Annotated in this window: 25 protein-coding genes and 1 tRNA gene; 7 read left to right on the top strand and 19 right to left on the bottom strand. The window is 63.5% G+C overall.

Annotated features, from left to right (window positions below):
- Positions 1–98 precede the first annotated feature (98 nt).
- Positions 99–2,651 (bottom strand): Cache 3/Cache 2 fusion domain-containing protein, encoded by a 2,553-nt coding sequence (locus ACQG3P_RS13905; RefSeq protein WP_426805414.1) that lies wholly within the window; start codon positions 2,649–2,651, stop codon positions 99–101.
- A 412-nt stretch (positions 2,652–3,063) separates the two neighbouring features.
- Between ACQG3P_RS13905 and ACQG3P_RS13900 the strand changes: the two genes are divergently transcribed.
- Positions 3,064–3,139, top strand: a tRNA-Ala gene (locus tag ACQG3P_RS13900).
- Between the two features lie 156 nt (positions 3,140–3,295).
- Positions 3,296–4,567 (top strand): tyrosine-type recombinase/integrase, encoded by a 1,272-nt coding sequence (locus ACQG3P_RS13895; protein WP_426805413.1) that lies wholly within the window; start codon positions 3,296–3,298, stop codon positions 4,565–4,567.
- On the opposite strand, the gene ACQG3P_RS13890 is transcribed toward ACQG3P_RS13895, so the two are convergent.
- From ACQG3P_RS13890 to ACQG3P_RS13875, 4 genes are all read right to left on the bottom strand, one after another.
- Positions 4,544–5,221, bottom strand: coding sequence for a hypothetical protein (locus ACQG3P_RS13890; RefSeq protein ID WP_426805412.1), 678 nt, complete (start codon positions 5,219–5,221; stop codon positions 4,544–4,546). The genes ACQG3P_RS13895 and ACQG3P_RS13890 overlap by 24 nt on opposite strands.
- A gap of 160 nt (positions 5,222–5,381) precedes the next feature.
- Positions 5,382–5,675: a hypothetical protein gene (locus tag ACQG3P_RS13885; RefSeq protein ID WP_426805411.1), complete on the bottom strand. Its 294-nt coding sequence runs from the start codon at positions 5,673–5,675 to the stop codon at positions 5,382–5,384.
- 408 nt (positions 5,676–6,083) lie between these two features.
- Complete coding sequence (locus ACQG3P_RS13880; RefSeq protein ID WP_426805410.1) at positions 6,084–6,506, bottom strand: BLUF domain-containing protein; 423 nt, start codon at positions 6,504–6,506, stop codon at positions 6,084–6,086.
- A 75-nt stretch (positions 6,507–6,581) separates the two neighbouring features.
- Positions 6,582–7,292, bottom strand: a complete 711-nt coding sequence (locus tag ACQG3P_RS13875) for a response regulator transcription factor (protein WP_426805409.1) — start codon at positions 7,290–7,292, stop codon at positions 6,582–6,584.
- 4 nt (positions 7,293–7,296) lie between these two features.
- On the opposite strand from ACQG3P_RS13875, the gene ACQG3P_RS13870 reads away from it, so the two are divergent.
- A complete protein-coding gene (locus tag ACQG3P_RS13870; RefSeq protein WP_426805408.1) occupies positions 7,297–7,611 on the top strand; it encodes a hypothetical protein in 315 nt (104 codons plus the stop codon).
- A 224-nt stretch (positions 7,612–7,835) separates the two neighbouring features.
- Here the strand turns inward: ACQG3P_RS13870 and ACQG3P_RS13865 are convergent, their stop codons facing one another.
- Positions 7,836–8,261 (bottom strand): BLUF domain-containing protein, encoded by a 426-nt coding sequence (locus ACQG3P_RS13865; protein WP_426805407.1) that lies wholly within the window; start codon positions 8,259–8,261, stop codon positions 7,836–7,838.
- A gap of 216 nt (positions 8,262–8,477) precedes the next feature.
- Between ACQG3P_RS13865 and ACQG3P_RS13860 the strand changes: the two genes are divergently transcribed.
- The 4 genes from ACQG3P_RS13860 (at position 8,478) to ACQG3P_RS13845 (ending at position 10,689) form a co-directional block, all read left to right on the top strand.
- Positions 8,478–9,548, top strand: a complete 1,071-nt coding sequence (locus ACQG3P_RS13860) for a hypothetical protein (RefSeq protein WP_426805406.1) — start codon at positions 8,478–8,480, stop codon at positions 9,546–9,548.
- 130 nt (positions 9,549–9,678) lie between these two features.
- On the top strand, positions 9,679–9,813 hold the full coding sequence (locus tag ACQG3P_RS13855) for a hypothetical protein (RefSeq protein ID WP_426805405.1): 135 nt from the start codon (positions 9,679–9,681) through the stop codon (positions 9,811–9,813).
- Between the two features lie 86 nt (positions 9,814–9,899).
- A complete protein-coding gene (locus ACQG3P_RS13850) occupies positions 9,900–10,121 on the top strand; it encodes a hypothetical protein (protein ID WP_426805404.1) in 222 nt (73 codons plus the stop codon).
- Between the two features lie 133 nt (positions 10,122–10,254).
- On the top strand, positions 10,255–10,689 hold the full coding sequence (locus ACQG3P_RS13845) for a hypothetical protein (protein ID WP_426805403.1): 435 nt from the start codon (positions 10,255–10,257) through the stop codon (positions 10,687–10,689).
- Here ACQG3P_RS13845 and ACQG3P_RS13840 read toward each other — a convergent pair.
- From ACQG3P_RS13840 to ACQG3P_RS13780, 13 genes are all read right to left on the bottom strand, one after another.
- Positions 10,686–11,318, bottom strand: a complete 633-nt coding sequence (locus ACQG3P_RS13840) for a hypothetical protein (protein WP_426805402.1) — start codon at positions 11,316–11,318, stop codon at positions 10,686–10,688. The genes ACQG3P_RS13845 and ACQG3P_RS13840 overlap by 4 nt on opposite strands.
- A gap of 77 nt (positions 11,319–11,395) precedes the next feature.
- On the bottom strand, positions 11,396–11,695 hold the full coding sequence (locus ACQG3P_RS13835) for a hypothetical protein (protein ID WP_426805401.1): 300 nt from the start codon (positions 11,693–11,695) through the stop codon (positions 11,396–11,398).
- Positions 11,695–15,318 (bottom strand): phage tail protein, encoded by a 3,624-nt coding sequence (locus ACQG3P_RS13830; protein ID WP_426805400.1) that lies wholly within the window; start codon positions 15,316–15,318, stop codon positions 11,695–11,697. Before ACQG3P_RS13830 ends, ACQG3P_RS13835 begins: the two co-directional genes overlap by 1 nt.
- Positions 15,315–15,917, bottom strand: a complete 603-nt coding sequence (locus ACQG3P_RS13825; RefSeq protein ID WP_426805399.1) for a tail assembly protein — start codon at positions 15,915–15,917, stop codon at positions 15,315–15,317. The genes ACQG3P_RS13830 and ACQG3P_RS13825 overlap by 4 nt, the downstream gene beginning before the upstream one ends.
- Positions 15,910–16,650 carry a C40 family peptidase gene (locus ACQG3P_RS13820; protein WP_426805398.1) on the bottom strand — a complete coding sequence of 247 codons (741 nt, stop codon included), beginning with the start codon at positions 16,648–16,650 and terminating at the stop codon, positions 15,910–15,912. The genes ACQG3P_RS13825 and ACQG3P_RS13820 overlap by 8 nt, the downstream gene beginning before the upstream one ends.
- A 79-nt stretch (positions 16,651–16,729) precedes the next feature.
- Positions 16,730–17,422 (bottom strand): phage minor tail protein L, encoded by a 693-nt coding sequence (locus tag ACQG3P_RS13815; RefSeq protein WP_426805397.1) that lies wholly within the window; start codon positions 17,420–17,422, stop codon positions 16,730–16,732.
- Positions 17,419–17,883: a hypothetical protein gene (locus tag ACQG3P_RS13810; RefSeq protein WP_426805396.1), complete on the bottom strand. Its 465-nt coding sequence runs from the start codon at positions 17,881–17,883 to the stop codon at positions 17,419–17,421. The genes ACQG3P_RS13815 and ACQG3P_RS13810 overlap by 4 nt, the downstream gene beginning before the upstream one ends.
- Positions 17,884–17,885: 2 nt before the next feature.
- On the bottom strand, positions 17,886–18,938 hold the full coding sequence (locus ACQG3P_RS13805) for a hypothetical protein (RefSeq protein WP_426805395.1): 1,053 nt from the start codon (positions 18,936–18,938) through the stop codon (positions 17,886–17,888).
- Between the two features lie 10 nt (positions 18,939–18,948).
- Complete coding sequence (locus ACQG3P_RS13800) at positions 18,949–19,284, bottom strand: phage tail protein (protein ID WP_426805394.1); 336 nt, start codon at positions 19,282–19,284, stop codon at positions 18,949–18,951.
- Between the two features lies 1 nt (position 19,285).
- The gene (locus ACQG3P_RS13795) at positions 19,286–21,427 is read right to left on the bottom strand and encodes a hypothetical protein (RefSeq protein ID WP_426805393.1); all 2,142 of its coding nucleotides are present in this window, start codon (positions 21,425–21,427) and stop codon (positions 19,286–19,288) included.
- Between the two features lie 4 nt (positions 21,428–21,431).
- Positions 21,432–21,614 (bottom strand): hypothetical protein, encoded by a 183-nt coding sequence (locus ACQG3P_RS13790; protein WP_426805422.1) that lies wholly within the window; start codon positions 21,612–21,614, stop codon positions 21,432–21,434.
- An 80-nt stretch (positions 21,615–21,694) separates the two neighbouring features.
- Positions 21,695–22,051 carry a phage tail assembly chaperone family protein, TAC gene (locus ACQG3P_RS13785; protein WP_426805392.1) on the bottom strand — a complete coding sequence of 119 codons (357 nt, stop codon included), beginning with the start codon at positions 22,049–22,051 and terminating at the stop codon, positions 21,695–21,697.
- An 84-nt stretch (positions 22,052–22,135) separates the two neighbouring features.
- Positions 22,136–22,639 (bottom strand): phage tail tube protein, encoded by a 504-nt coding sequence (locus tag ACQG3P_RS13780; protein WP_426805391.1) that lies wholly within the window; start codon positions 22,637–22,639, stop codon positions 22,136–22,138.
- Between the last annotated feature and the right edge of the window lie 49 nt (positions 22,640–22,688).

Here is a 22,688-nt window from a genome sequence, read left to right as displayed (position 1 = left end):
CGTATGTTGCCGGAGCCTTTGCTGACCGGGCCATACGGGTTCATTTTGAGCGGGGGTTGGGGTCTGCGACTCCCCCTCGCTGCCGCCACCGCACCCGATCAGGCCGCAACGCGCTCCCTGCGCGCGGGCTGCGCGTCGGCCAGGCGGAACTGCCCGACCGATTGCTGCAGCTCGGACGACTGCGCGTTCAATGCACGCGCAGCGGCCGAAGCCTCCTCGACGAGGGCAGCGTTCTGCTGGGTCACACCATCCATCTGCACGATGCTCTGGTTGACCTGCTCGATCCCTGCCGCCTGTTCCTGGCTGGCGTTGGCGATCTCTTCGATCAGCCCGCCCAGCTCCCCAACCGATGCCACCACGCGCTGCAGGGTCTGCCCCGCCTCGCTGGCCAATGCGCTGCCGTCGGCCACCTGGGTCGCAGACGCGTCGATCAGCGCCTTGATCTCCTTGGCCGCACTGGCCGAGCGCTGCGCCAGCGCGCGCACTTCCGAGGCCACCACGGCAAACCCACGGCCTTCCTCACCCGCGCGCGCCGCTTCCACCGCGGCGTTGAGCGCCAGGATGTTGGTCTGGAACGCGATGCCATCGATGACGGTGGTGATGTCGGCGATGCGGCGCGAGGACGCTTCGATGCCGCCCATGGTCTCCACCACCTGCGCCACCGCGTTGCCGCCCTGCACCGCCACCTCGGCCGCCTCTGCCGCCAGGCGGTCGGCGCGACGTGCATGGTCGGCGTTCTGCTTCACGGCAGCGGTCAGCTCTTCCAGCGACGCGGCCGATTCCTCCAGGCTCGCGGCCTGCTGCTCGGTGCGCTTGGACAGGTCGTCGTTGCCGGCGGCGATTTCCGCCGACGCCGTGGCGACCGACACGGCCGCCTGCTGGATCCCACCAACGATACGGGTCAGCTGCGCCACGGTGGCATTGGCATCGTCGCGCATGGTCGCGAACACGCCCTGGAACTGACCCTCGATACGGCCGCGCAGGTCGCCTTCGGCCAGCGCACGCAGCAGCCCGGACAGCGCGCTGAGGTTGCGGTCGGCGGTGACCATCAGGGCATTGAGCCCTTCGACCATCACGCGGAAGTCGTACTGGTAGGCCTCGGCATTGCCGCGCACGCTGAAGTCACCAGCGGCGGCCGCCGCCACCAGGTGCTTGATCTCGCCATTGATCGCCTGCAGGCGGTCGCGCACGCCGTTCACTGCCTCGGTGATGCGCGCCTTTTCGCCCGGCAGCTGCTCCATCGGCTGGGACAGGTCGCCATCGGCGTAGCGGCGCACCAGGTCCACCATGCGCATCTTGACCCCGATATGCGCGGCAACCAGTTCATTGGTCCCGGTCACCATGGTGCCGAACTCGCCCTCGAAGCGGCTGGCATCGATGCGGTGGCTGATCGCCCCTTCGGCATGCCGCTGGCTCATTTCGTTCTGCGCCTGGATGATCTCGCGCAGCTTGGCCTGCATCTGCTGCAGCGCGCCCATCAGGCGGCCGACCTCGTCCTGGCTGTGCACCACGATGCGCTGGTCCAGGCGGCCCGCCGCGACGTCGCGCGCGACCTGCCCGGCCTGCGCCAGGGGGGCGCTGATGACGCGACGGACCACGACGATGAGCGCCACGATCACCGCGAGCAGGCCCAGGCCGGACACCACGCCGATCTGCAGCATCAACTTGTGCAGCACGGCCTGCAGCACCGAGGTCGGTTCCAGGCCGAGTACCGTCCACTGCCACGGGCCGTAGGCCTGGGCGCTGACGAAATAGGTCTGCGGCGCGGCGTCCTTGGCGGTACGCAGGTGCAGCGTTGCCTGGCTGGCCTTGCCGGCCAGCAGCGCCTCCAGCGTGGCCTGGTCGGCCGGGTCCACCAGGGAGGACAGGAGCTCGCCTTCGCCGGCGAACGACGCCATCACCGTACCGAACTGGTCGCCGGCCTTGGTGTTGACTGCCAGGAAGTGACCTTGCTTGCCCAGCTTGGATTCCCGCAGCCGCGCCTTAAGCGCCGCCAGGCCTTCGGTGTAGTTCTGGCCGACGAAGGCGATCGCGGCAACCTCACCGGCGGCATCCTTGATCGGCATGTAGTGGGTCATGTAATCCACCCCGAACAGCCGCACCGGACCGGTGTACCCCTCACCTGCGATGACCTTGGCATAGGCCGGGCTGGCGTGGTCGAGCACCGTGCCCATGGCACGTGCGCCTTCGGCGTTGCGCACCGAGGTGGACACGCGCACGAAATCGTCGCCATCGCGCACGAACACCGTGGCTACGCCGCCGCCAGTGGCCTCGGCAAAGCGGTCCACTACGGCCTCCTGCAGGTTGAGCACCTCGGTGCCGAACTGCAGGGTCGGGGTCTGCCGCTCGCCCACGGTCACGGTCTTGGCCGCGTCAACGCTGACATCGCCGGCGGGCAGCATGCCGCGGAAGATCCCGGCCATGCGCTGGGTGCTGTCGCTCAGGCTGCGGTCGTACAGTTCCACCGAGTCGCGCATCAACTCGGTGGACGACTGCAGGCCAGCTTCAACACGCTGCTGGTAGCTGGTTGCGGCCTGGCGGTAGATCAGCACCGCCAGCGCCACGAAGGCGACGGTGGTAATCAGGCCCATCAACAGCGCCAGGCGCGCGCCGATGGAGGTAGAGAAAACGGTGGCGGCACGGGTCGTCATCGTTGGTACTCGAGGGGGAGGATGGATTGAGAGTTACGTCACATTTCTTATCGGCACCGAAGTGGTCCTCTTTACGTAAAAGAAGACAAAAAGATTGGACCTTTCGTTTTCTCTAAGCGATTGATTTCAAAGCAATGTCTCCCGGGCGCATCTTCACAAAGCCGCAGCTGCGTTCAGAAAGCGGGGCAATTTCCTCAAGTTCAGAGGGGTGCTGCCGCGAACGGCACTCCCGTCCCGGGCCTTAGGCCGGAAACGTGGGTTCCTTGAACAAGGCGAAGGTTGAGCAGATCGCGCTGGCGGCACTGGGTTGAGTAACGCAAGTGGGCAGATGCAGCGCGGGGCCTTGGCAGCCCGGGGTGCACGGCGCTACACTTGATCGCATCGCGGTTCCCAAGCCGTGTTGCACTACATCGGGGCCATAGCTCAGCTGGGAGAGCGCGTCGTTCGCAATGACGAGGTCAGGAGTTCGATCCTCCTTGGCTCCACCAAACACTCGCCCGAGGGGGCGCGAAGAAGGCCGGAATACCTGCAAAAACAGGGCTTCCGGCCTTTTTCATTGGCCGGTCCAGACCGGTCCGTAGCGTTGCAGCTGGTGAGACAGTGGGGGCATATTTTGGGGCACCTGCCCTCCGCCCCCAAAACCGATGCCCCCACTCTCCGATCTCGCGATTCGGCGCTCCAAGCCGACCGGCAAAACCCAGAAGCTCTTCGACGGCGGCGGTCTCTACCTGGAGATCTCCCCGGCCGGTGGGCGATGGTGGCGGATGAAGTACCGCTTCAACGGGAAGGAGAAGCGACTGGCGCTGGGGGTGTACCCCGAGGTCTCGCTGCAGCTTGCGCGCAACCGCCGCGAGGATGCCAGGCGGCTGCTGGCCACCGGTACCGACCCCGGCCAGCAGAAGAAGGATGCCGCGGCCGCCAAGGCCGGCATGGACGCGCTCACGTTCGGCGTGATCGCGCGCGAGTGGATGAAGGGGCGGATCTGGGCCGAGTCCTACCGGGTGAAGGTGGAGGCGTGGATGGAGAACGACGTGCTGCCTTGGATCGGGTCCCGGCAAGCAGCCGACCTGGAAGCGCCCGACTTCCTTTCGATCGCTCGGCGCATGGAGCGCCGCGGAGCCATCGAGTCGGGGCACCGGGTAATCCAGAACTGCGGCCAGATCATGCGGTATGCCATCGCCTCGGGCATCGCGAAGCGAAACCCGGTGGCCGACCTGCGCGGCGCCCTGCAGCCGAAGCCGAAGCGCCACTACGCGGCAATCACCGATGCCAAGGACCTGGCGCCGCTGCTGCGCGCCATCCACGCGTACACCGGGCGTGCGGTCACCCGCTGGGCCCTCGCCCTGGCGCCGCTGGTATTCCTGCGCCCCGGGGAGCTGCGACAGGCGGAGTGGTCGGAGTTCGATCTGGACGCCGGCCTCTGGCTGATTCCGGCCTCCCGGATGAAGATGCGCACGGAGCATCTGGTGCCGCTGTCGCGCCAGGCCATGGAGATCCTTCGCGAGATCCACCCGCTCACGAACCGGGGCCGGTTCGTGTTCCCCGGCCGCAACAGCAGCGCCCGCCCGCTGAGCGAGAACACCGTCAACAGCGCCTTACGCCGCATGGGATTTGAGGGTGACCAGATGACGGGGCACGGCTTCCGGGCGACCGCGCGCACGATTCTGGACGAGGTGCTGGGGTTCCGGCCCGACATCATCGAGCACCAGCTGGCCCACACGGTCAAGGATCCGAATGGCCGGGCCTACAACCGCACCACGCACCTAGTGGAGCGGACGCGGATGATGCAGGACTGGGCGGACTACCTCGATAGTCTGCGCGTGGGGGGCAGATCCGCGCAGTATGGACAAGTTGTCCACGATCCGGCCTGTGCGGCGCTGTCCAGCTCTAACTCAAAAGTCTCCCCGGTCAATTGAGTAACCTTTCGTGCTCGGCTCTCCTGTCGAGATGGTCCATCGAGGGCCTGATCGAGGTGCGGCTACGAGGCCCAGTAGACCGTTTACCAAAGGAAGCAGGCCGCGAAAGTCTATTGTCGAATCAAACCCTTTGGTTACTTGTTCGTATAGGTATCGGAGCTTTACGAAAAGCGGTGCCGCTTGCGCTACGGCGTCATCAAAAGTCATTGGCGCCCTAGTTTCTCCCGGCCCTGCTGGAGACTCCGTTCCAGAAGGAAGCAACTGTATTTTGAAAGAAAGCAAGTTCGGATTAGCCGCGACCAACTGGCTGTACGCCGAACTCAAAAAATCAGTCTGTTCAGATGGAAGCGATCGTACCAGCGCGGCAAGATCATGGCCTTTTGGATACCTGCCCGTTGCCTGAAAATTCGCGATCTTTAGCAACAGCTCGGCAGACAGAGCTAGCACAGTAGCAGAGGCGATGGCAGCGCTTCCGTCGATTATGAAGTTGGTTGAGCCCTCCATGTTCGATTTGTACATCTCCGCTAACTCGTTGTATTGCCGTAAACCCATATCTGCATAGGCCTGAGCAAGAGGTACTGCGAGCGCTATAGAGAACGGATCTACTAACGAATCAGATTGATGGCCTTGGATTTCCATATTCACTTCCAGCAAGGACAACGCCTCGCAAGCGTAGCATTTGACCGATCGGCAATCCCCTACCATGTCAAGGTCGCGGAGGATCAACAAAAACAACGACTAAGCCGATCTGCCGCGATCACGTGCGCTCTTGCGGAATTAAGGGGTTAGCTGTGACGTGGGGTCAGTTTTGGGGTTACCGCTTGCCGGCAGCGCGGGCAACCCGCAGCCGGTCGATCTCCGCCCGTAGCCGGGCCTGGTGTCGGATGACCCAGAGCACCGCGCCTGCCTTTCCCTGCTCGTAGCTGGTGCATTCCCGCGTGGTCCAGCGCTCCCGCTCTGGCCGCTGAGTGTTGAGGTTGGCAAACCACCCTCCCCCGTTGATTCGCTCGGACAGCCGCAGCACTTGCGTGCCGTCGCAGAACACGCTGTCGTCCTTCCCGTCGGGGCGGGAGGCCACGGAGCGCCAGTGGAAGTCGGGCGGGAGCATGGCGCGGAATCCTACGGGTCCCGCTCTCAAATCCTGCGACGATGAGGACGACAAAGTCGCGACAGCGCGCTCACGGTGGCTTTACCGGTGAAATTGCTACGTTAAAGAGTGGTTAATAAATTTTGCCGACATGCCCAACACAGGCTCCTTCCATCTACACGAAGTCTCGGGACAAAGCGAAGGAACGCCCGAACATTTCACGTTCATCACTGCCGTGCGCGCGACATGCCTGAAATGCAAAACGGTCCTGCACGCAAAGGGTCTACCCGAACTCGAGAACATCAAGGGCGGGACCGTCCTCTGCTGCTCAGGGTGCGGCGCCCGCCAGGCCATCAGCAATGCCCGTTTCGACCTGTTCGTGGGACGCGACCGCTCCCGGGCGTCTGATCCGCCAGGCTGACCCCGGAATCAGATGATGTATGGCGCGGCAAGTTCAGTTAAACGGTCCACGCCGGTGGGCTGGGTCCGCGACCCAGGTTTACGCTGAGCGAGGCTTGTCCAGTCACTGAAGGTCGCTTCGCGCAAAGCCGCTACCTCTACAGGAATCCAGCGCATCGACCAGTACGGAAACCGCCGCTTGCTGACCCGGCCGCGCGCCAATTCGACCAGATCGCAATGGCTGGTCGCGAAGCGGATTCGGGAGTAGACGGTTTCGATCCCATCGTCGGGCCCCTCCAAGTACTGCAGGAAGCGCGCACCGTCAAAAAGCAGGAGGCCAGTAACCCCTGCTAGCGCGTTGAACGAAGCAGCGTCACGACTCAGCTGCTCGATCTTGTCGGCAGGAAGACCTTCTGTGGCCTGGCTGGCGTAAGCAAAGGCGAGCAACGGCACGATGAATCCTTAATGGGGCTTTGCCCTGAACGGTACATCATATCGGCCAACGAAATCGCGACCTACCGTGCATTCTTAAACGTTCATTTTCGCGGATGCGGGCGGTCGCACTAGGCCATCATCTTCCGCGCACCGGATCAACTCCAGTGTTGACCTGACCTGGTAGTACTGCATGAGGCGTGCCTTATGCGACTCGACCGTCCGCTTCGATATCCCAAGGGCCACCGCGATGTCGCGCGCGCGATGACCTTGGAGAACCTCCCGCAGAACCAGAATCTCCGCCCTGGACGGGAATGGCTTGGTGCCACGCTGCCGCGCAATCAAACACCTTGCTGCGTCCTGGCTAATGGCAGGCAGGCCATGGGTGGCCTTGTCGATAGCCTCCAACAATTGGTCGGCCGAAGCGTCTTTACGGACATACCCTCTAGCGCCCAAGTCCAAGGCTCGCCGCACATACGCCGGATTGTCGTGCATCGAAACGACGAGGACGGCAATGTCGCACCGGCGGGACCTCAACTCCTCGAGGACTTCGAGCCCACTCATGCCAGGCATGCTGAGATCTAACAGGATGAGGTGCCAAGTTGACTCCGGCAGACGCTTCAGCAGCGCCTCACCGGACGTGAACACTTCCGAAGTCGCACCGTGACCGTCGACCAGTAGCTGCAGGGCCTGCGCTACGATCTGATGGTCGTCGACAATGGCGATTGAAGCTCCCGCGAGCATGATCGTAGGATTAGACCCATGCATCAGCCGGCCCTCGGCGAGGCTGAACGGAAGGAGACCCAAGAAGGTGAGTAGTCCGGAACTCGAACGAATTGAAGCGCTTGAAGTTCAAGTGCAAGCGATATTGGGGCACCTCAAGGCTATGGAGTACGGCCTGCGACTGCTGATAGCCACCCACCCCAACCCAGAAGTTTTGATTGCGGCCTCGGAAGGTCTTGAACACCGCGCCACCTCCGCTCACTTGGACGACGACGCTATGTATAGCGCCGCCATAACACAAGGAATATCTATCCTGCGCGATCAGATTGAGGCGGCCGCTGCGCTGTCAGGCCCGGCAGGCGACACGCCACCTTTGCGCACCCGATCTTCTGGTCACAATTAGGCAAAAGCCCGGGCTACGCAGGCGACCGGTTCTCAGCCAATCTTATTGCCCTGCCTGCATAACCCGAGCTGCTACTGCAACCACTACTTCAGCACAGCATGAGCCACCCGATGCAGCACGGATGCCTCCCCCAAGTTCCAGGACAAAATTTCCTCTGCGTCCCGTGAAGGCCGCGCGAAGAGACATCGTGCAACCATGGTTCCAGTGCGCGGGCGGCTCGGCGATTAGTTCAAGTACGGCCGTACCAGCGTGGCCATTCTGTCGACCCCGGTTGGCACCTGGAACATAGCTCCTTCTCTCCGTCGCGCTAGATCGCGCCATTCACTAGCCCTTGTGATCCGAAAATCGACCTGTTCAAGCGGGAGCCAGCGCATCGACCAATGGGGGAACCGGCGAGCGCCTCCACTCCGCGTACCTAGCACCTCAATTGCTGTATGGCTGGTGGCTGCGAGGATCCGGGCGTAGGTGGCGGCGATCCCGTCTGCGGGCCCCTCAATGTATTGAAGAAAGCTCAACCCGTCGCAGAACAGCACGCCCGTGACGCCGGCCGTCAAGTTATGCGAGGCCGCGTCCGTCACTAGGGGATTTATCTGGTCGACGGTGATACCAGTGGCAACTCGGCTGCAGTAAACAAGTGCTTCAAGAGGCACTTACCGCCCTCCTAAAATGTCGGCCCCCCGAGCTACAAAGGCTAGCAGGGCTTGGCGGCCACATGTACCACAAGCGCCGAGTTTTGCGCTGACTGGGGAGTACGGTTGCTGTGTGCGCGGAAAATTCATCCAGAGCCCGATTAGAGATCCCGCCCAGCCTGGGTTCGGAACCGGTGGGTGCCCTGGCGATGGTGATGGCCATCGAGCCGCCAGGCGATGGAGGCGTACCGCGTCAGCCGCGCCGTCAACGCCCCGCGCAGCAACGCACCTAAGCGGCCGAGCGTACGGAGCGGGCTGACGCAAGTGCCTGACTGGCCCTATGCTTACTGCGTATCTACGGCGCAGGTCCGTCCCGCGTCATTTTTTTCTCTGATCAAGGATGATGCTGTGCTTCTTGCCGTTGCCCCCCGTCGCCTGCGCCGCTGGCGCGCTGCCCTGTTCACTCTGTTGGCCATGCTGGCCCTGCCTGCTGCCGCGCAGTCGCCTCCCTGTGGCACCTTCACGGACCCACCCAGCGGCGCCGTGCTTCGGGTATACAGCGCGGTGCAGGGCGAAGGCCAACTGCCTGGCCAAGCCGCAGAGCCGTACCACCTGCAGCACGACGGCGACCAGTTGCTAGCGGCCAATATTGCCAGCGGCAGGATGGTGACACTGGCGGTCAGCGGCGATGGTCGCACCCTCAGCGACGAAACTCACCATTACGCGCTCGACGCCGACGCTGGCTGCCAGACCGCGCCGACATTTCCAGCCGGCAGTTGCCGCGCCGATATCACTACCTGCTTCGGCCAGATGACGTGGGCCGGCGCAGACAGCTGGAGGCGATGGTGCAGCGAAGGCGTTTCCGCCGCCTGCAACCGGTTGCTCGAGGACTACCGCAGCGAAGCTCGCAGCGCGTGGGTGATCGCCAAGGTCATGGCCAACGACAGCATCCCGTCCAGCCCCCCAGCGGTGTGCGTGGAAGACAGCGAGGCCTTTGATGCCGAGGCCTGCCGCCACGCGGAGGATACCGAGCGCGCAAAGGCCGTGGGTAAGGCATTTGCGTTGACCAAAGACATGCCCAGCGAACCGATCTTGCCCGATGCGGAGTTGGATGAAGTGGCCAAGCTGTGCCGCCAGCAGCCCAGCGCCGCATTCTGCACTGCCGTGGCGTCAGCCCTCCGCGCCGCCGGACGACTGCCGGCCGCTCGTGAAGCAATGCAGCTGGCATGCAGAGGGGCCGAGGACCCGCCAGCTTGCGCACAGCTGGTCATTCAGGACAATGACGCTCCGAACCAACCGGCCAAGTAAGCCTCGCCCACCGCCCTGCGGCATGGGTGGCTTTGCGGCGGTGTGGGGCAAGCGCAGTAGCTCGCCCTTAGGAAACCCAAGCACACAATAATAGTTGAACCACCAGGCTGGCCCCTGGACAAGCCGAAGAGTGGATGAAGTCCGCCGCCGACGGCGCCATGGCGACGTGCTGACCAGCGGGCCTCAGGCGATGGAAGCCTACCGCGTGAGCCGCGCGGTCATCACGCCGCGCAGCAACGCCGAGGCGCTTTTGGAGCCCGTGTAACCACAAGGCTGAGCGGTTGTCGGGGAAACCCCGACTGGAAGAGCAGCAAAGCCTCTGCCAAGGTGGTTCCACATCCTGGAGGGCTTATGAGCGCAGATTGGCTTGACGCAGATCTTTCCCCGGTGGTGGGCGAGTCAGGTATCGCGATTGCGACCATCATCACCGCCATCGTGCTGGGAAGTACCATGTATCACCAGCAGGACAACCGGATATGCAAGGGTTTTGACGGCCTGCACCCCTACAGCTACGAGTACGAAAAGAAGCTGCAGAAATGCATGGCCGACGGTAAGTCGGTTCCCGGAAAGTAACGCGTCGCCGCGCCCGACGCGGGCAGGGTTCGCAGACATTCGAGTAGACCAAACGCGAATGCTTCTCTCACAGGCGAGGGCCATTTTTGGGCGCTAGTCTGGTGGTGTTCCGACATCACACATGGAGAGCGTTATGCGCGCAGTGCTGATTACCACCATCTTTTCCATCGCCGCCGCCGGCACCGCCGCGGCTGCTGATACCGGAGTCATCCACGCCCGAACCGTTGACCTGTACCAGGAACAATCGAACCCGGGCGAGAGCCTTGACGCGTTCGTGGTGCGGATCGCACCGCGCGCAGTCGAAGCGTCGAAGACCGCCCGCGCGACCGTCTGTGGCCAACTGGAAGGCAGCGGCCCGTACTTGGTGAAGGTGAAGACCGACGGCTTCCTGAGCACCTGTGACCTGCCGAAGACAGCCCAGCCCTACGTCCTAGTGAACGGAACTGCCGTCGACGTCCGGGAGAACTACTTCTCGCAGGTCAACTGGCAGCGCCCGGGCTATCTCGTGACACCTTGGTCGGTGAAGTACCAGGACGGCTGGCAAAAGCGTCCCCGCACGGTGCGCTAGTAGTTCCGCATGTCCAGGACTTGGGCCAGCAAATTGCGGTTGCCCATGAGACCGGTGGCTGGTGGCGTGCCCTGCCCTTCTTGAGTGCTCGCCGCCAGCTGGATGAGCCCGACACTTACAGTGCCGTTCGTGTTCGTTCGAATTCCGGCCACGAAGCCAGCTCGTTGAATAAACCAGAATCCGGGGGTAGTCGATCCACCGACTACCGTCGTGTAGAACCCAGAATTGCTGATTGCCACCGCGTAACCTGACGTCAGTGGTATCGCCACATCCACCGACCCGGTGCCGGCGTCCATATTGATCATCTGCAGGATTCGCATGTACTTGTAGCGCGAATCGAACAGCACCCTACCGTTCGCGGAATTTCGGAAGCGCATACCCTTGGTGGTGTTGAACGCCATCTGCGCTACGTCAGTGGTGTCGAACACCCAGTACTCCACCGTCGCATCTGGGACGCTTGTCACCAGAGTCCAGGTGAAGGTGTTCCCAGACTGCGTTTTAGACAGGATCCCGACGAAAGAACCATTACAGCGAATCGCGAGAATTGGCTCGTTGCACCCGCCAACGATGATCGTACCCCGCCCGGTGGTTCCGTTGAGAGGGCAGACGACGGAGCCCTGCGTCTTCATCGCAAGGCATTCCCACGTCGGATCAATCTGGATTAGCGATCCATCCTCTGGTCTGATCCGCACGCCCGCGACCATCCTCAATACCTCCCGTAGACGAGAACACCACCCCGCTGATACAGCGGATTCGGCGACACATACTGCCAGCTGATCCTGTTCACGCCGTCGTAGGTGAAGATCGGTGACGTGTTGTAGTCCGGCTGAGACGTGTCAGCATTGAACCAGAACGTTGCCGGGTTGTTTCCCATCACAGGGACATCCACGAAACCACCGACGCCTGCGGAGAGCGTCACACGGCCGATGATCTTGGGCAGCCTGGACGTGACGTCGACGAGAATCGCACCGGTATTGGGATCGCGCTGGCGAATTCCTCGCGCCATTACAGGAGCTCCCCGAACTCGCAAATGGCGATGGTCCCTGCCGGGTTCCAGAACCGAATAGCCTGATCCGAAAGATCCATGAAGCCGCTACCGGCGCTGGCCCCGCGCATAGTCAGCGTACCGTTCTTGTCGAGCTTCCACCGCGGCAGGCCGCCAGCCCCTACCGCCGTGGACTGGATCACGTCGCCGATCATGGCGTTCTGGATCCAACCCGTACCGATGAGAGCCTGGCTGATGAAGGTCTGGCCGCCTTGGATCACGAACGGCGAGGTGATGTTGCCGTTGGCGACGTTGATCACCGCGAACCGGTCGGCCTGCATGAGGATCTGGGACTGATAGCTGCCGTCGGGCTGCTGCTCGACGCCCAGGCCCATGCCCGAGGCGTAGATCTGGCCGCCGGACGCCACCTGGGCGCGGATCGTGTAGGTGGCGCTGACCTTTCCATTGAGGGTTACGACCGCCTGCGAGACCTGCGATACCGAAGCCGTGGTCTCCTCAAGATCCGAGTTGGTCTGCTGCAGGCTTGCCTGCACAGTGGTTATGTTCTGGGCCAGCGCGGAATCACCAGTCACGCGAGCGAGCGATTCCTGTTGCACAGTAGCGGTGAGGCCGGACAGGCCGGCGTTGACCTGGTCCACGCGCTTGGCTTGCGCCAGATCGCCAGAGGCGATGACCGACTGGATCGTGATGGTACCTGCGTAGACATTGGTATCGCCGGCGCCCCAATCCGTGTCGCCGGCTGCGTTCACGTCGAGCTGAACGAACAGGCCGTCGAGCTTCTGCCCCTGCGCGGTCACCTCGCCATCGATGTTGATGATCTCCAGCTCGATCTGGTCGACACGCCCCACCAATGCCCCGGCCTCGCTGATCGCCACACCGACGTCCAGCCATTCAGTGCCAGGTGGCTCTTCGTTGCCCGGCGAAGAACCCTGCCAGGACCAGATCTTGCCTCCGTAGATCACGGTCTGGCCAGGCTCATAAGTCGCATCGGGGTCCCAAACCAGCGGCACGATCTGGTCGATGGAATCAATCTTGGTGAGCAGGTCCTGTCCCAACGCGCTCTCGGTGATCCGGCCTGAGAAGTAGGCGTCGTAATCCGACTGGTCCGTGCTTGCCTCGCCCATCACGCCAGTGCCCGCCGGATACCAGGCGCCGATGTTCCCGCTCCGATCCACCAAACGCGCCCAGAAGTAGAAGCGCGTGCCGGCTGCGAGCCCGTTGATCTGGTGGCGGTCTTGGGGGTAAGCGTAGTCCCCGAGCTTTGTGGCCGCAGCGCGGTCCGGCGACGGGCTATACCAGACCTCCGTGCGCTGCGTATCGGTCGCTCCGGCCGGGAATCCCCACTCCAGTCCGATGGCGAAGACAAGGCTGGTCGTGGTCAGCGACGTGACTTGGGGCGGCGGCGTCGTTTTGCCCTCGATGGCCGTCAGCGGGCTCATCGCCGGCAGAGACACGGCGTTCACCGCGTTTACCGAACGCACCCGCGCAATGTAGTTGCCGGTATAGACGCCGCGGATATCGATGCTGGCGGCCGCCACCCGGCCGGCCCGAACCCAGTCCAAGTCGTCCCGGCGCCACTCCACGTCGTAGGCGACTGCGTTGGGTGCAGCGTCCCACGCGATGGTCATGACATGGGTCGCGATCCCCTGGTCGATCACCGAATGCGAAGTCAGGTGCACATTGGTGGGTGGAGCCTGGACGCTGGGCGGGATGATGCTCACCGGCAGCTGCTCGAGGCGCGTGCCGTCGTCGATCGCGGCGTACTTACCCGGCACGTGCTTTAGCGCGGTGACCCGGTAGGTGATTCCCTCCTCGTCGTTCGGAGGGTTCTCGGTGATCGCCAGCACACGGAACTGCTGCAGCGCCAGCTCGGTGCTTTCCAGCGACCAGATGGACTGCGGCACCGGGATGGCCGACCACGGCGCGGTGACGGTCACCGTGCTGCCAACCACCTGCTCTACCGTCCGGGCTTCAGTGCGCCCGTTGGGCAGCGTGGCCCTCAACGTGTCACCGGGCTCGATCACTTCAGGGAGCCTGTCCAGCACCAGACTATCTACACCGGCAGTCTTGATGCGCCCTGCGTTACGGCGCCCGGCCCGTGCCGGGTCCGCGATCTGGATGATGTCGCCCGGCATACAGTTGAGGACATCGAGGCCGACGCTGAACGCCACGGTCTCGGTTTCCAAGTTCTCGGTGTAGAGAATGTGGTTGCCGATGCGCTGGGCCTGGGATCGCGAGTGGCAGCCGACCGCAGTTACTTCGGTCTGCTGGATTCCGTAGCGCTGTACGCCGGCCTTGTACTGGACCGTCTCAACCTTCTGCCGCCCGAAGTCATCCGGATCAGTCCACGACACCAGCGCGACGGTATGGCGAGCTTTCCGGCCCGTGCCCTCGTACGTGAAGCGGCCGTCGATGACGTTCGCCTGGCTGTAGGTGAACACAGGATCCGCAGGCATATCTGCCGAAGCCATGACCTGGCCGGCGGCATAGAAGCTGATGCCCCGGAAGATCGAGGCCATGTCCTGCAGGACCTTGTAGGCATCGGCCCGTGTCTGCATGTACAGGCTGCAGGTGAACCGGGGTTCCATGCTCCCCTGCCCATCGCTCACCAGCTGATCGCAGTACTGGGCGATCCGGTAGAGGCGCCACTTGTCCACGAGGTCCATCGTGATGCGATGGCCCAGGCCAAACCGGTCATTCGTCACGATGTCGAAGAACGCCCAAGCCGGGTTGTTGGTCCAGCCGGGTTTGAAGGTGCCGTCCCAGATGCCCGAATAGGTACGCGTGATCGGGTCGTAGTTGCTGGGGATCCGAACGATCCGGCCCCACACCCGATACGACCGGGTCGGGATGTTCTGGAACTGGCTTGAGTCGACCTCGACCGCCACCAGCGCGCAGTTTGGGTAGCGTAGCTTGGCGTCGATCACCTCAGTCATCGACAGCACGTTCATGGTGTCGGACACCGTCGAGCTGTTCGCATTGGGCGTCAGTCGTCGGATCCGAACCTGCCACTGCGAGCCAGCGGGAAGGTCAATGCGGACGCTTCGCTCGTACTGGGTGGTCGTCTTGCCACGGATGGTGTCGACCAGCACGTTTCCGTATGGGCCGCTGTCGACGGCAAGGTCGACCGCATAGGTGATCGCGTAGCCGTTGGTGTCGCCGTTCTCGGTGTTGATCTGCTGCAGCGCAGGTACACCGAATCGGAGTCGAACTGCAGACAGGTCTGAGCCGGTAGCGCTCCGCACGACCGGGTTGTCGTCGCGCAGCTCGACGTTTACGGCGATCTCGTTCTCAACCGCCGGGAATCCCGCTATGTGCTCTTGGTCCTGCGTGCCCGAGCGAGTTTCAATCCGGACCCCTTCGAAATTGAAGGAGCCGTCACCGTTCTGCACCGGAACCTGATCGAGGTAGATGGATTGGTTACCGGCGACCAGGCCGCGCAGCTCTCCCTCAGACACCAGATCAAGGATGCGGGCCCGGGCTATGGAGCGCAGGCTGTCCGGGGTTTCAACGGGAGTCCGCGCGTTGCTGCCGCTCTTACCGCCAGCGCCAACAAGCTCCCGACACGATTTGGCCAGGGCGAGCTCGACTCCCGGAAACGCATAGGCTGCAGGAAGACTCACTGCTGATCCTCCGCCAGAATGCCGCCGCTGATGACAGCAGAGCCAACCAGCATTCCCTTCGTGTCATGTCCGCCGTAGGCAAGGGGCACGGGATTGCCCTGAGCCTGCGTGTTGACGGTTCCGTTCATGCTGTAGCTGGGTGCATTCTCTGGGCTGTCCTTCGCGCCCAACCCCTTTGGCTGGGGCGATAGCATCTGGACGACGCCGCCGATGACCATGCTCACACCCAGGTTGATCAACGGAGCACCGCTGCCGGGAACATAGACGTTCATCACGGCGCCGATCACGATCAGCACCACCCCAACTATCGTTTGCAGCACCCCGCCGCGCTTCGCTCCCACCAGCACCGGCGCGATGCGGATCACGTCCTTGCCAGGAGGATCTTTGAGCTGGTGAACGCCGAGGTTCTGACGGCCGATGAACACGGCGAACTCCAGCCCCCTGTCCTTGGCCTTGGCCAGAAACTGCTGGAAACCGGGCACCATGATGCACAGGGCGCGCACGGCCTCGGCGGGGCTGTTCACCGCCAGTCGGAACTCGCGTCCGAACTCCCGGCCCAATGGTCCAGAGAGGATCACGGTCCGTACGCGCTCAGTCATAACGCACCTCGCGGTGGCGGACGATGCAGCGGGTGCGCTCCGCCCACATACCGCCATACGGCACACGCTCCGACAGCCGGCCGTGGAGGTGGTGCAGCATCTGCCCGTCGCCGAGGTAGACGCCGGCATGGTTGGTCACCGTCGACCTGATCTGCATCAAAATCATGTCGCCGCGCTGCAGCTCACCGGTGGCCGGCTCGAATCCTTCCGCCAGCAGGCGGTCCATGCTGTAGAGGTCCTGGCCCTTCTCCCACCAGTCGTCCTCGCGCTCGTACTGCGACAGGCGCACGCCGAGCTTCGTGGCATAGAAGTCCCTGACCAGCGTGTAGCAGTCGAGCACCCCATGAGCGAACTGTCGGCCCACCAGCGGAGCTCGGAATCCGCAAGGCTGGATGGTCTGGAGGTCGGCGCACTCCGGGGCCGCGTCGGCAACCTGGCCAACGCTCACGATGTGCCAGACCAGGCCGCTTTCCTCGCACATGACACGGTCTGCGTCCGAAGGGGTGGCTGCCGCATTCGGGTGGCTGTGCACAACAGCGCGGATCTCGCCGAGGTCGTCAGCCGCGGCATAGTCTGCGGCAGGGAGGCGGAAGTGCTCGCTCGGCGTCGAGGCGGCATTCTGGCAGGGGACGTAAACTTCGCCCTCGGCGGTGGCCACGATCAGCCCGCAGCACTCGCGGGGGTACTCGGCCACGGCGTGTGCCTGGATGGCCTGCAGGGTGCTCTGTCGCATGGTGTCGCCCATGAAAAAGCCCGCACGAGGCGGGCTGGGGGCTGCAGGTGCAGCGGGAATGTGCAGGTGGGGTAGGTCGTCAGGTGCGTAGCAGGCCGGCCGCCGGGGTACCGCCATGCGGCAGGGGGTTGTTCTCGCCGAACCTCATCTTGCAGGCGCGGACCAAGCCGCTGCAGTCGTCCTTTGCGGGATCGTCCGTCGGTTGATCGTTGATGTCCGCCACCGGTGGGCCGTTGTAGGTGCAGTAGGGGCCGCGATACCCCCCCCTGAGGATCCAGCTGCAAAAAGGCAGACACTGCCGGCCGGGCAGCTGCTCACCGTTCAGGTCGATCGCTGTGGTCAGCTCGAACTCAATGGTTTCGAAGTCCTCCGAGACCTTGCGTTCGATAAACCACACCTCGTCCGGGAAATGCTCGCCCGGGTCAGCCGTCGGGTTCCCGCCTGGGAAGTTCGCCGCGTCCAGGTACTTCACCAGCGTCTGCCGGCGGATGAGGCGCGCACCCGCGAGGTCATCGAACAGCAGGCACAGGGCACCGATGCGGCCATCGATGTTGCTCACGCGCAGGCGCGGGTTCGGCGGCTGGTCGCTGGTACGTTCGAATCCTGTGGCTTCTATCGGCCAGGCGCCGTACTCCTGGCCCTGCCACCAGATCACACCCGACTGCAAGTGCTGGTGGAAGAACAGTTGGTCAGCACCGAAGCTGCTGGCGTCGAGTTCGTATACGGTGATTCGCCCACCCGGCTCGAGCTGTTGTGCGTCTGCGGTGATCATTCCAGCGGCACACCAGCCTCAACGCCCAGAGGCAGCTCGACCTGCGCGGGCCATGAGTACTGCTCAGGCTGCGGCAGAACGGCCTTGACCTGTTCCCAGGTCTCGATGCCGTCGGGTGGCGCCACCACCAGCGCTTCGAGCGCCTGGTTGATATCGTCGCGCCACGCGATCATGGCCATGGCCTCGGCCCGATAGCGCGGCACAGTGCTGTTGGCGTAGCTGCAGCAGCTTTCCACTGAGTCATATCGCCGTTCCTGCACGTAAGCCATCATCCAGGCCCAGGCCGCCTCTCGGATCGCCTGGTAGTGCTGTGGACTGTGCAGCTCGTAGGGGGGAGGTAAGGGTGCCGGACGGTTTCCGGCCGCCATCCACTGCTCGAACACATCCCACAGTGGGTTCCCGCGAGGGATGGTCGTTCCTTCGAAGATCACTTCGTCCGGGTTGGCGGTGAGCGTATACATGGTCAGAGCCTCGCGTTCGCGGTCCAATGAAACTCGATGGTGGATCCGGCAGTGAGCGTGTTCGCGCCACCAGCCTGGAAGCTCTTCTGCCCGATGTTGCCTGCCGTTATCACCCGGTTTGCGACGAAGACTCCGCCAGCGTTAACCTCAGACCCGTTGCCAGCCTGGCCATTTCGCGCGGCATAAATTGTCACCGCAGGCGTTGCCCTCATTGGAACCAAGAACGGTGGTATCGGCGCTGACAGGAAGTAGCCGTTCAGTATTCCGGAGACGTAAGCACCAACGCGGGTGCTCGTTCCAGGCACATCGGCAAGGTCGTAGCTTTTCTGGAAATGCCGCATGCAGCGGAGCGTCTCGTACGCGTCTCCTAGGCTGTCGAAGTCGCCAGCGTTCTCGCCCGGCACCAGTTTCACGTCGGAGATCTGGTAGGTCCCCGTTCCCAAGAAGTCGAAGATAACTTCGAAGAAACTGTTTGCCCCAACGGTCTTTCCTGCAGCGGAGGGTGCGTCGAAGGTAAAACTGAACTTCTGGATCGAGGTGGTCAGGTTTGACGTGACCCCAGGAATGCCGACTGACGCGCTGCCGCCGCTCCCGAAATTTTGAGTAAACCTGCATGCCAGGCCCATGCCGCCGAAGTTTCCCTTCGCCTTGAAGGACAGCGTGTACCTACCACCGGCTACCGTTTGGATGTTCTCGACTCGCTGCCGGACGTTCAGGCCTGTGCCGCTGGCACTGACTGCTACGGCTAGGGCGAAGCCGGACGAAATGCCCTCGCCTACTGACGCTTGGCGGTACGCGTTATAGGAAGCACCCGAGCTGGCAATCGACCACATGTCAGCGGTGTAACCGTCTGCCACAAATCCTGTTCCGTTCTGCCAGACGCGAAAATCACCGTTTATGAGAAGGTTGCTGGACTTTGCTACGGCTTGAGCGAGGTCGGCTGCTTTCTGATAGAGCTCTTCAAAATTGTCATTGACCTTGCCGAAAGCCACCTTCGCAGGATCGCCAATGTACGCTCCGTTGTTGGTAGTGGTGTCGATTATCTGGCGTGCCATGGGTGTCCCTTTACGGCTGGAATGTCTGCTCGAACGTGGCGCTCAGCGTGTAGACGCCGTTGCCATGAGCGGTGAGGTTGTAGGACTTGCAGAGATACAGCCCCTGCACACCCAGCGGGGGCGTCCACAGGAAGGACATGCCACCCTGCCGGGCACGGAGGAACGCCAGGGCCGGCCCCACCTTTGCCTCGCGCCCCACGATGGAGACCGGCCACTGCTGGCTCTCGTTGTTCAAGCCCTGCGGGGTCGTCTGCCTGTAGCCGTCCCCGAACTTGGCTTGCGCCACATCGAACGTGCCGGTCCCGGTGAGGTCGGTGCGAACGCACCAAGTGAAGACGTCTGCCATATCAGCGTGCCCCCGCTGCCGACAGCAGGCCACCGGGCTTCATCTGCTGCACCATTTCTTTCTTCACCAGGTTGCTGACCAGCGTGCCGAGCTGCTGCCCGACTCGATCATTGCTGCCGCTTGTCGTGGTTTGCGCGCCGCCATCGGTGACAGTGACGTTCGTGATGACGGTCACCGGTGCGCCGCCGGCGCCCGTCGCGCTCGATGCCTGCATGCCGGCCGTCACGGGAACGATGGAGCCGGCATCGCCCGGGATCAGGTAGGACTTGCCGCCCTGCTGAAACAGTTCCGGCCGGCCACCCTCGCCTACCCGGTAGACGTTGTCGCCCGACACCGGGCCGCCGCCGGCGCGGCCGCCGGCGTAGCTGCCGATCACCTGGCCGATGGTGTTGATCCAGCTCGAGCCGCCGCCCTGATAGTTGGATGCCCAGTTGCCGATCATTTTAAAAATTTCGGCCGACGCCGCCTCCGCCGCCATCCGCTTCAGGGCGTCGGCAAACCCCTTTACCAACCCATCGAACCCGTCCTCGAACGGGTCGAACAGGAAGTCGGCAAAGGAACTCTGCATGTTGCGGGCGGCCTGGTCGGCGAAGGTCGACATGGAATCCGTCGCTTCCTTGGTCTTGCCGGCCATCGAGTCGATACCGTCGCCGTAGATGGCCTTGTAGTCCTCCATGGCGTCGATCACCTGGGCCATGTTCTGCAAGTTCGCCTTCTGCTCGTCGCTGAGCTTCTGCAGCTCGCCGCGCTCAAGGTCGTACTGGACGGCGGCCGACTCGCTGTCGCCGTGCTCCAACAGGTAGAGCCGGCGGTCCATGCTGGTATTGAGCGAGTCGTAGGACTTGGCCAGCGAATCGGCAGCCTTCTGCTCCTCGGACATGCCGGTGCGCTTGGCCTTCGACGCCCGCGTTGCCTTCTCCGCGCTCTCGCCCCAAAGCGACTGCAGCTTTCCTTCCCATTCGGCAGCCTTGCGCAGCTGCTCGGTCTGGTCCTTGGTGGCTTGGATCTCCTCGGCGGTCGCCTGGGTGCGCCGACCGCGAGGGCCGCTGCGGGCGCCCTCAGGGATACCGGCGGCCTGGCCCTGCATCGCCTTCCACCCGTTGTCGGCGTAGGCGGTGCCGGCCTGATAGTCCCTGGCAAAGCCCTCCCAGCCACCACCCTGCGAGCCGAGCACGCCGCTGTACTGGCCGGTGACCAGCTTCACCACCGCGTTACCCTGCTTCTCCACTGCCACCAGCCCGCCGCGTAGGCGGTCGAGCCAGTTCTCCACGACGCCGAAGATCTCTGCGGCCTTGCCGATCTCATGGAAGGCGCTGGCAATCGAGGTGGCCACGTCCCGAACCCCGCCTCCCTCCCGGGCGATGTCCACCAGCTGAGTGGTCAGGTCGGTCAGGGTCGGCAGTAGCTCGGCTGCCAGCTGGGTGAACCAGCCCTGCGTTGCCGCGCGTAGGTCGTCCACACGGTCGTTGAACTCCGCCGCGGCGCCTGCCGTGTCGGCATCGATCACGATCCCCAGCGCCCGTGCACGCTCCTCCATGGTGCGGAGCCCATCCGCGCCCAAGCTCAGGAACTCCAGGAACTCGGCACCGGACTTGCCGAACAGCTGCATGGCCAGCGCGGTCTTCGTCGTCTCGTTGCTGATGCCCGCGAACCGGTTCTGCACTTCTGGCAGCAGGTCTTCGAAGCTGCGCAGGTTGCCAGCCTGGTCCTTGACAGAGATGCCGAGGGCCTTGAAGGTCCTGTCCGCCTCGCTGCCGGCCTTCGACGCATCGGCGATGTTCTTGGAGAACTTCGGGATGATGCCGACCAGCGATTCAAGGTCGGAGCCGGTCATCTTCGCCGCGTAGCCCCAACCCGACAGCGTCTCGGTGGAGATGCTGAAGCGGGCCGACAGCTCGTCGATCCTGTCCGCGGCGTTGATCGCGTTGCTGAGCCCGGCGATCGCGAGGTCCACGCTGGCGAAGGCCGCCACCGCTCCACCGATGACGCTGGCCACGGCCGTGAAGCCGGTGACGATGCCCTTGCTGACGCCGGCCGCAGTGCGCTCCAGCCCCTTCATGGACTTCTCTGCGCGCTGGGTGTCCGTCACGAACGACCCGGTCTTCATCAGCAGGTCGACGACGATGGAGCCGGCAGTTGCCATCAGATCAGCCTCTCGGTGGTTTCAGGCCGAACGCTGCGAGGGTGCGCAGATCGGCATCGGGGAATTCGTGGGCAACCGGAACCGGCTGCAGGTACTCGAGGTTCTTCTGGATCGTCGACCCACCGAAGCTCGCGCCAACCAAGGCCGCGGGCCGGTGGTAGCGATGGAGGTCATCGAAGGGATACAGCTGGTAGAACGCCAGCCAGCGTTGGAACTCATGCTCGGGGAGTTCGTCGATCTCCCCGAGGGTCTTGCCGAGCGCGAGGCCTAGGATGCAGCTGAAGTACTCGCGTCCGCGCTCGGCGAGGACTTTTTTGCATCGTCACCGATGCCCGCCACGGCGATCACGTGCGGGAACAGGTCGGTCAGGCCCGCCGGGGTCAGATTCTCCGATTCGGCCTCCGTCAGCACCAGCTTGCCGCGTGCATCGCAGATGCTCGCCGCGACCAGTCTCTGCATGGCGAAGTACTTCACCTCTTCGGCGTCCGATTGTTCCGCCGCGCGCCAGCGGCGCATCTGACCAGCATTGACCTGCTTGAAGTAGACCGTCTCGGTGGTGCCGTCGCTGAACTTCACCTCGCGTGCAACGGGGGCATCGTTGGTCAGAATTCTGCTCTTGTCCATCAGCCGTTCTCTGTAGTTGGGGTGCCGGATACGCGACGGCTGGGCGCGCAGAGCCGGCACCCCGAAAGGGTGCTGCGAAAGCCGTTAGGCCGAGTAAGGCCCGTTCCAGTACGGGATGACGCTGCCGCTGCGCTGGATAGTCAGCGTCCCGCGCACGATTTCGTTGGTCGCGATGTCGATGTTCAGATCCGACACGTAGCCGCGGAAGCCGATTGAAGTCCGAAGCGGCGACGCCGGCGCCACCAGATCGTCGTTGGAGTCCAGGGCCGGCACCGCCACGCCGTCGCTCAGGCCGATCAGCCAGTCCACGACCTCGCGCGATTCCTTCAGCTCGAACAGGATCTGGTGGGACTGGCTGCGCGGGATGAAGTTGAACGGCACGCTGACCTGCCCGGGGTTGCCCAGGCCGCCTTCGTATTCCTTGTCGCCCACGGTGCTCAGGCAGGTGGATTCAATCTGGTCGGCCGCGCCGCCCAGGCCGGTGATGCCAGTCGGGCACTCGAACTTCAGGACCGAGGCGACGCTGGAACTCAGCTTGTCCACGGTGAAGAGCTCGGACCCCTGGGTTTTGATGACGCCCTCGGTCATTGCAAAGTCCTCTGGTCAAAGAAAAACCGCCTTGCGGCGGTCGGGTTGG

The organism is Stenotrophomonas sp. SrG (genome assembly GCF_050031795.1).
Lineage (GTDB): Bacteria > Pseudomonadota > Gammaproteobacteria > Xanthomonadales > Xanthomonadaceae > Stenotrophomonas > Stenotrophomonas rhizophila_A.
The sequence above is the reverse complement of the archived record's forward strand: the minus strand, read 5'-3'. Positions and strand labels throughout refer to the sequence as shown.

What these genes read in the sequence shown, in the direction of transcription:
- ACQG3P_RS13840 (WP_426805402.1), bottom strand. Translation starts at nt 11,318, where the DNA reads ATGAAGACGCAGGGCTCCGTCGTCTGCCCTCTCAACGGAACCACCGGG.
- ACQG3P_RS13850 (WP_426805404.1), top strand. Translation starts at nt 9,900, where the DNA reads ATGAGCGCAGATTGGCTTGACGCAGATCTTTCCCCGGTGGTGGGCGAG.
- ACQG3P_RS13895 (WP_426805413.1), top strand. Translation starts at nt 3,296, where the DNA reads ATGCCCCCACTCTCCGATCTCGCGATTCGGCGCTCCAAGCCGACCGGC.
- ACQG3P_RS13800 (WP_426805394.1), bottom strand. Translation starts at nt 19,284, where the DNA reads ATGGCAGACGTCTTCACTTGGTGCGTTCGCACCGACCTCACCGGGACC.
- ACQG3P_RS13860 (WP_426805406.1), top strand. Translation starts at nt 8,478, where the DNA reads ATGGAGGCGTACCGCGTCAGCCGCGCCGTCAACGCCCCGCGCAGCAAC.
- ACQG3P_RS13810 (WP_426805396.1), bottom strand. Translation starts at nt 17,883, where the DNA reads ATGTATACGCTCACCGCCAACCCGGACGAAGTGATCTTCGAAGGAACG.
- ACQG3P_RS13795 (WP_426805393.1), bottom strand. Translation starts at nt 21,427, where the DNA reads ATGGCAACTGCCGGCTCCATCGTCGTCGACCTGCTGATGAAGACCGGG.
- ACQG3P_RS13905 (WP_426805414.1), bottom strand. Translation starts at nt 2,651, where the DNA reads ATGACGACCCGTGCCGCCACCGTTTTCTCTACCTCCATCGGCGCGCGC.
- ACQG3P_RS13835 (WP_426805401.1), bottom strand. Translation starts at nt 11,695, where the DNA reads ATGGCGCGAGGAATTCGCCAGCGCGATCCCAATACCGGTGCGATTCTC.
- ACQG3P_RS13785 (WP_426805392.1), bottom strand. Translation starts at nt 22,051, where the DNA reads ATGGACAAGAGCAGAATTCTGACCAACGATGCCCCCGTTGCACGCGAG.
- ACQG3P_RS13805 (WP_426805395.1), bottom strand. Translation starts at nt 18,938, where the DNA reads ATGGCACGCCAGATAATCGACACCACTACCAACAACGGAGCGTACATT.
- ACQG3P_RS13825 (WP_426805399.1), bottom strand. Translation starts at nt 15,917, where the DNA reads ATGACTGAGCGCGTACGGACCGTGATCCTCTCTGGACCATTGGGCCGG.
- ACQG3P_RS13885 (WP_426805411.1), bottom strand. Translation starts at nt 5,675, where the DNA reads ATGCTCCCGCCCGACTTCCACTGGCGCTCCGTGGCCTCCCGCCCCGAC.
- ACQG3P_RS13780 (WP_426805391.1), bottom strand. Translation starts at nt 22,639, where the DNA reads ATGACCGAGGGCGTCATCAAAACCCAGGGGTCCGAGCTCTTCACCGTG.
- ACQG3P_RS13820 (WP_426805398.1), bottom strand. Translation starts at nt 16,650, where the DNA reads ATGCGACAGAGCACCCTGCAGGCCATCCAGGCACACGCCGTGGCCGAG.
- ACQG3P_RS13815 (WP_426805397.1), bottom strand. Translation starts at nt 17,422, where the DNA reads ATGATCACCGCAGACGCACAACAGCTCGAGCCGGGTGGGCGAATCACC.
- ACQG3P_RS13845 (WP_426805403.1), top strand. Translation starts at nt 10,255, where the DNA reads ATGCGCGCAGTGCTGATTACCACCATCTTTTCCATCGCCGCCGCCGGC.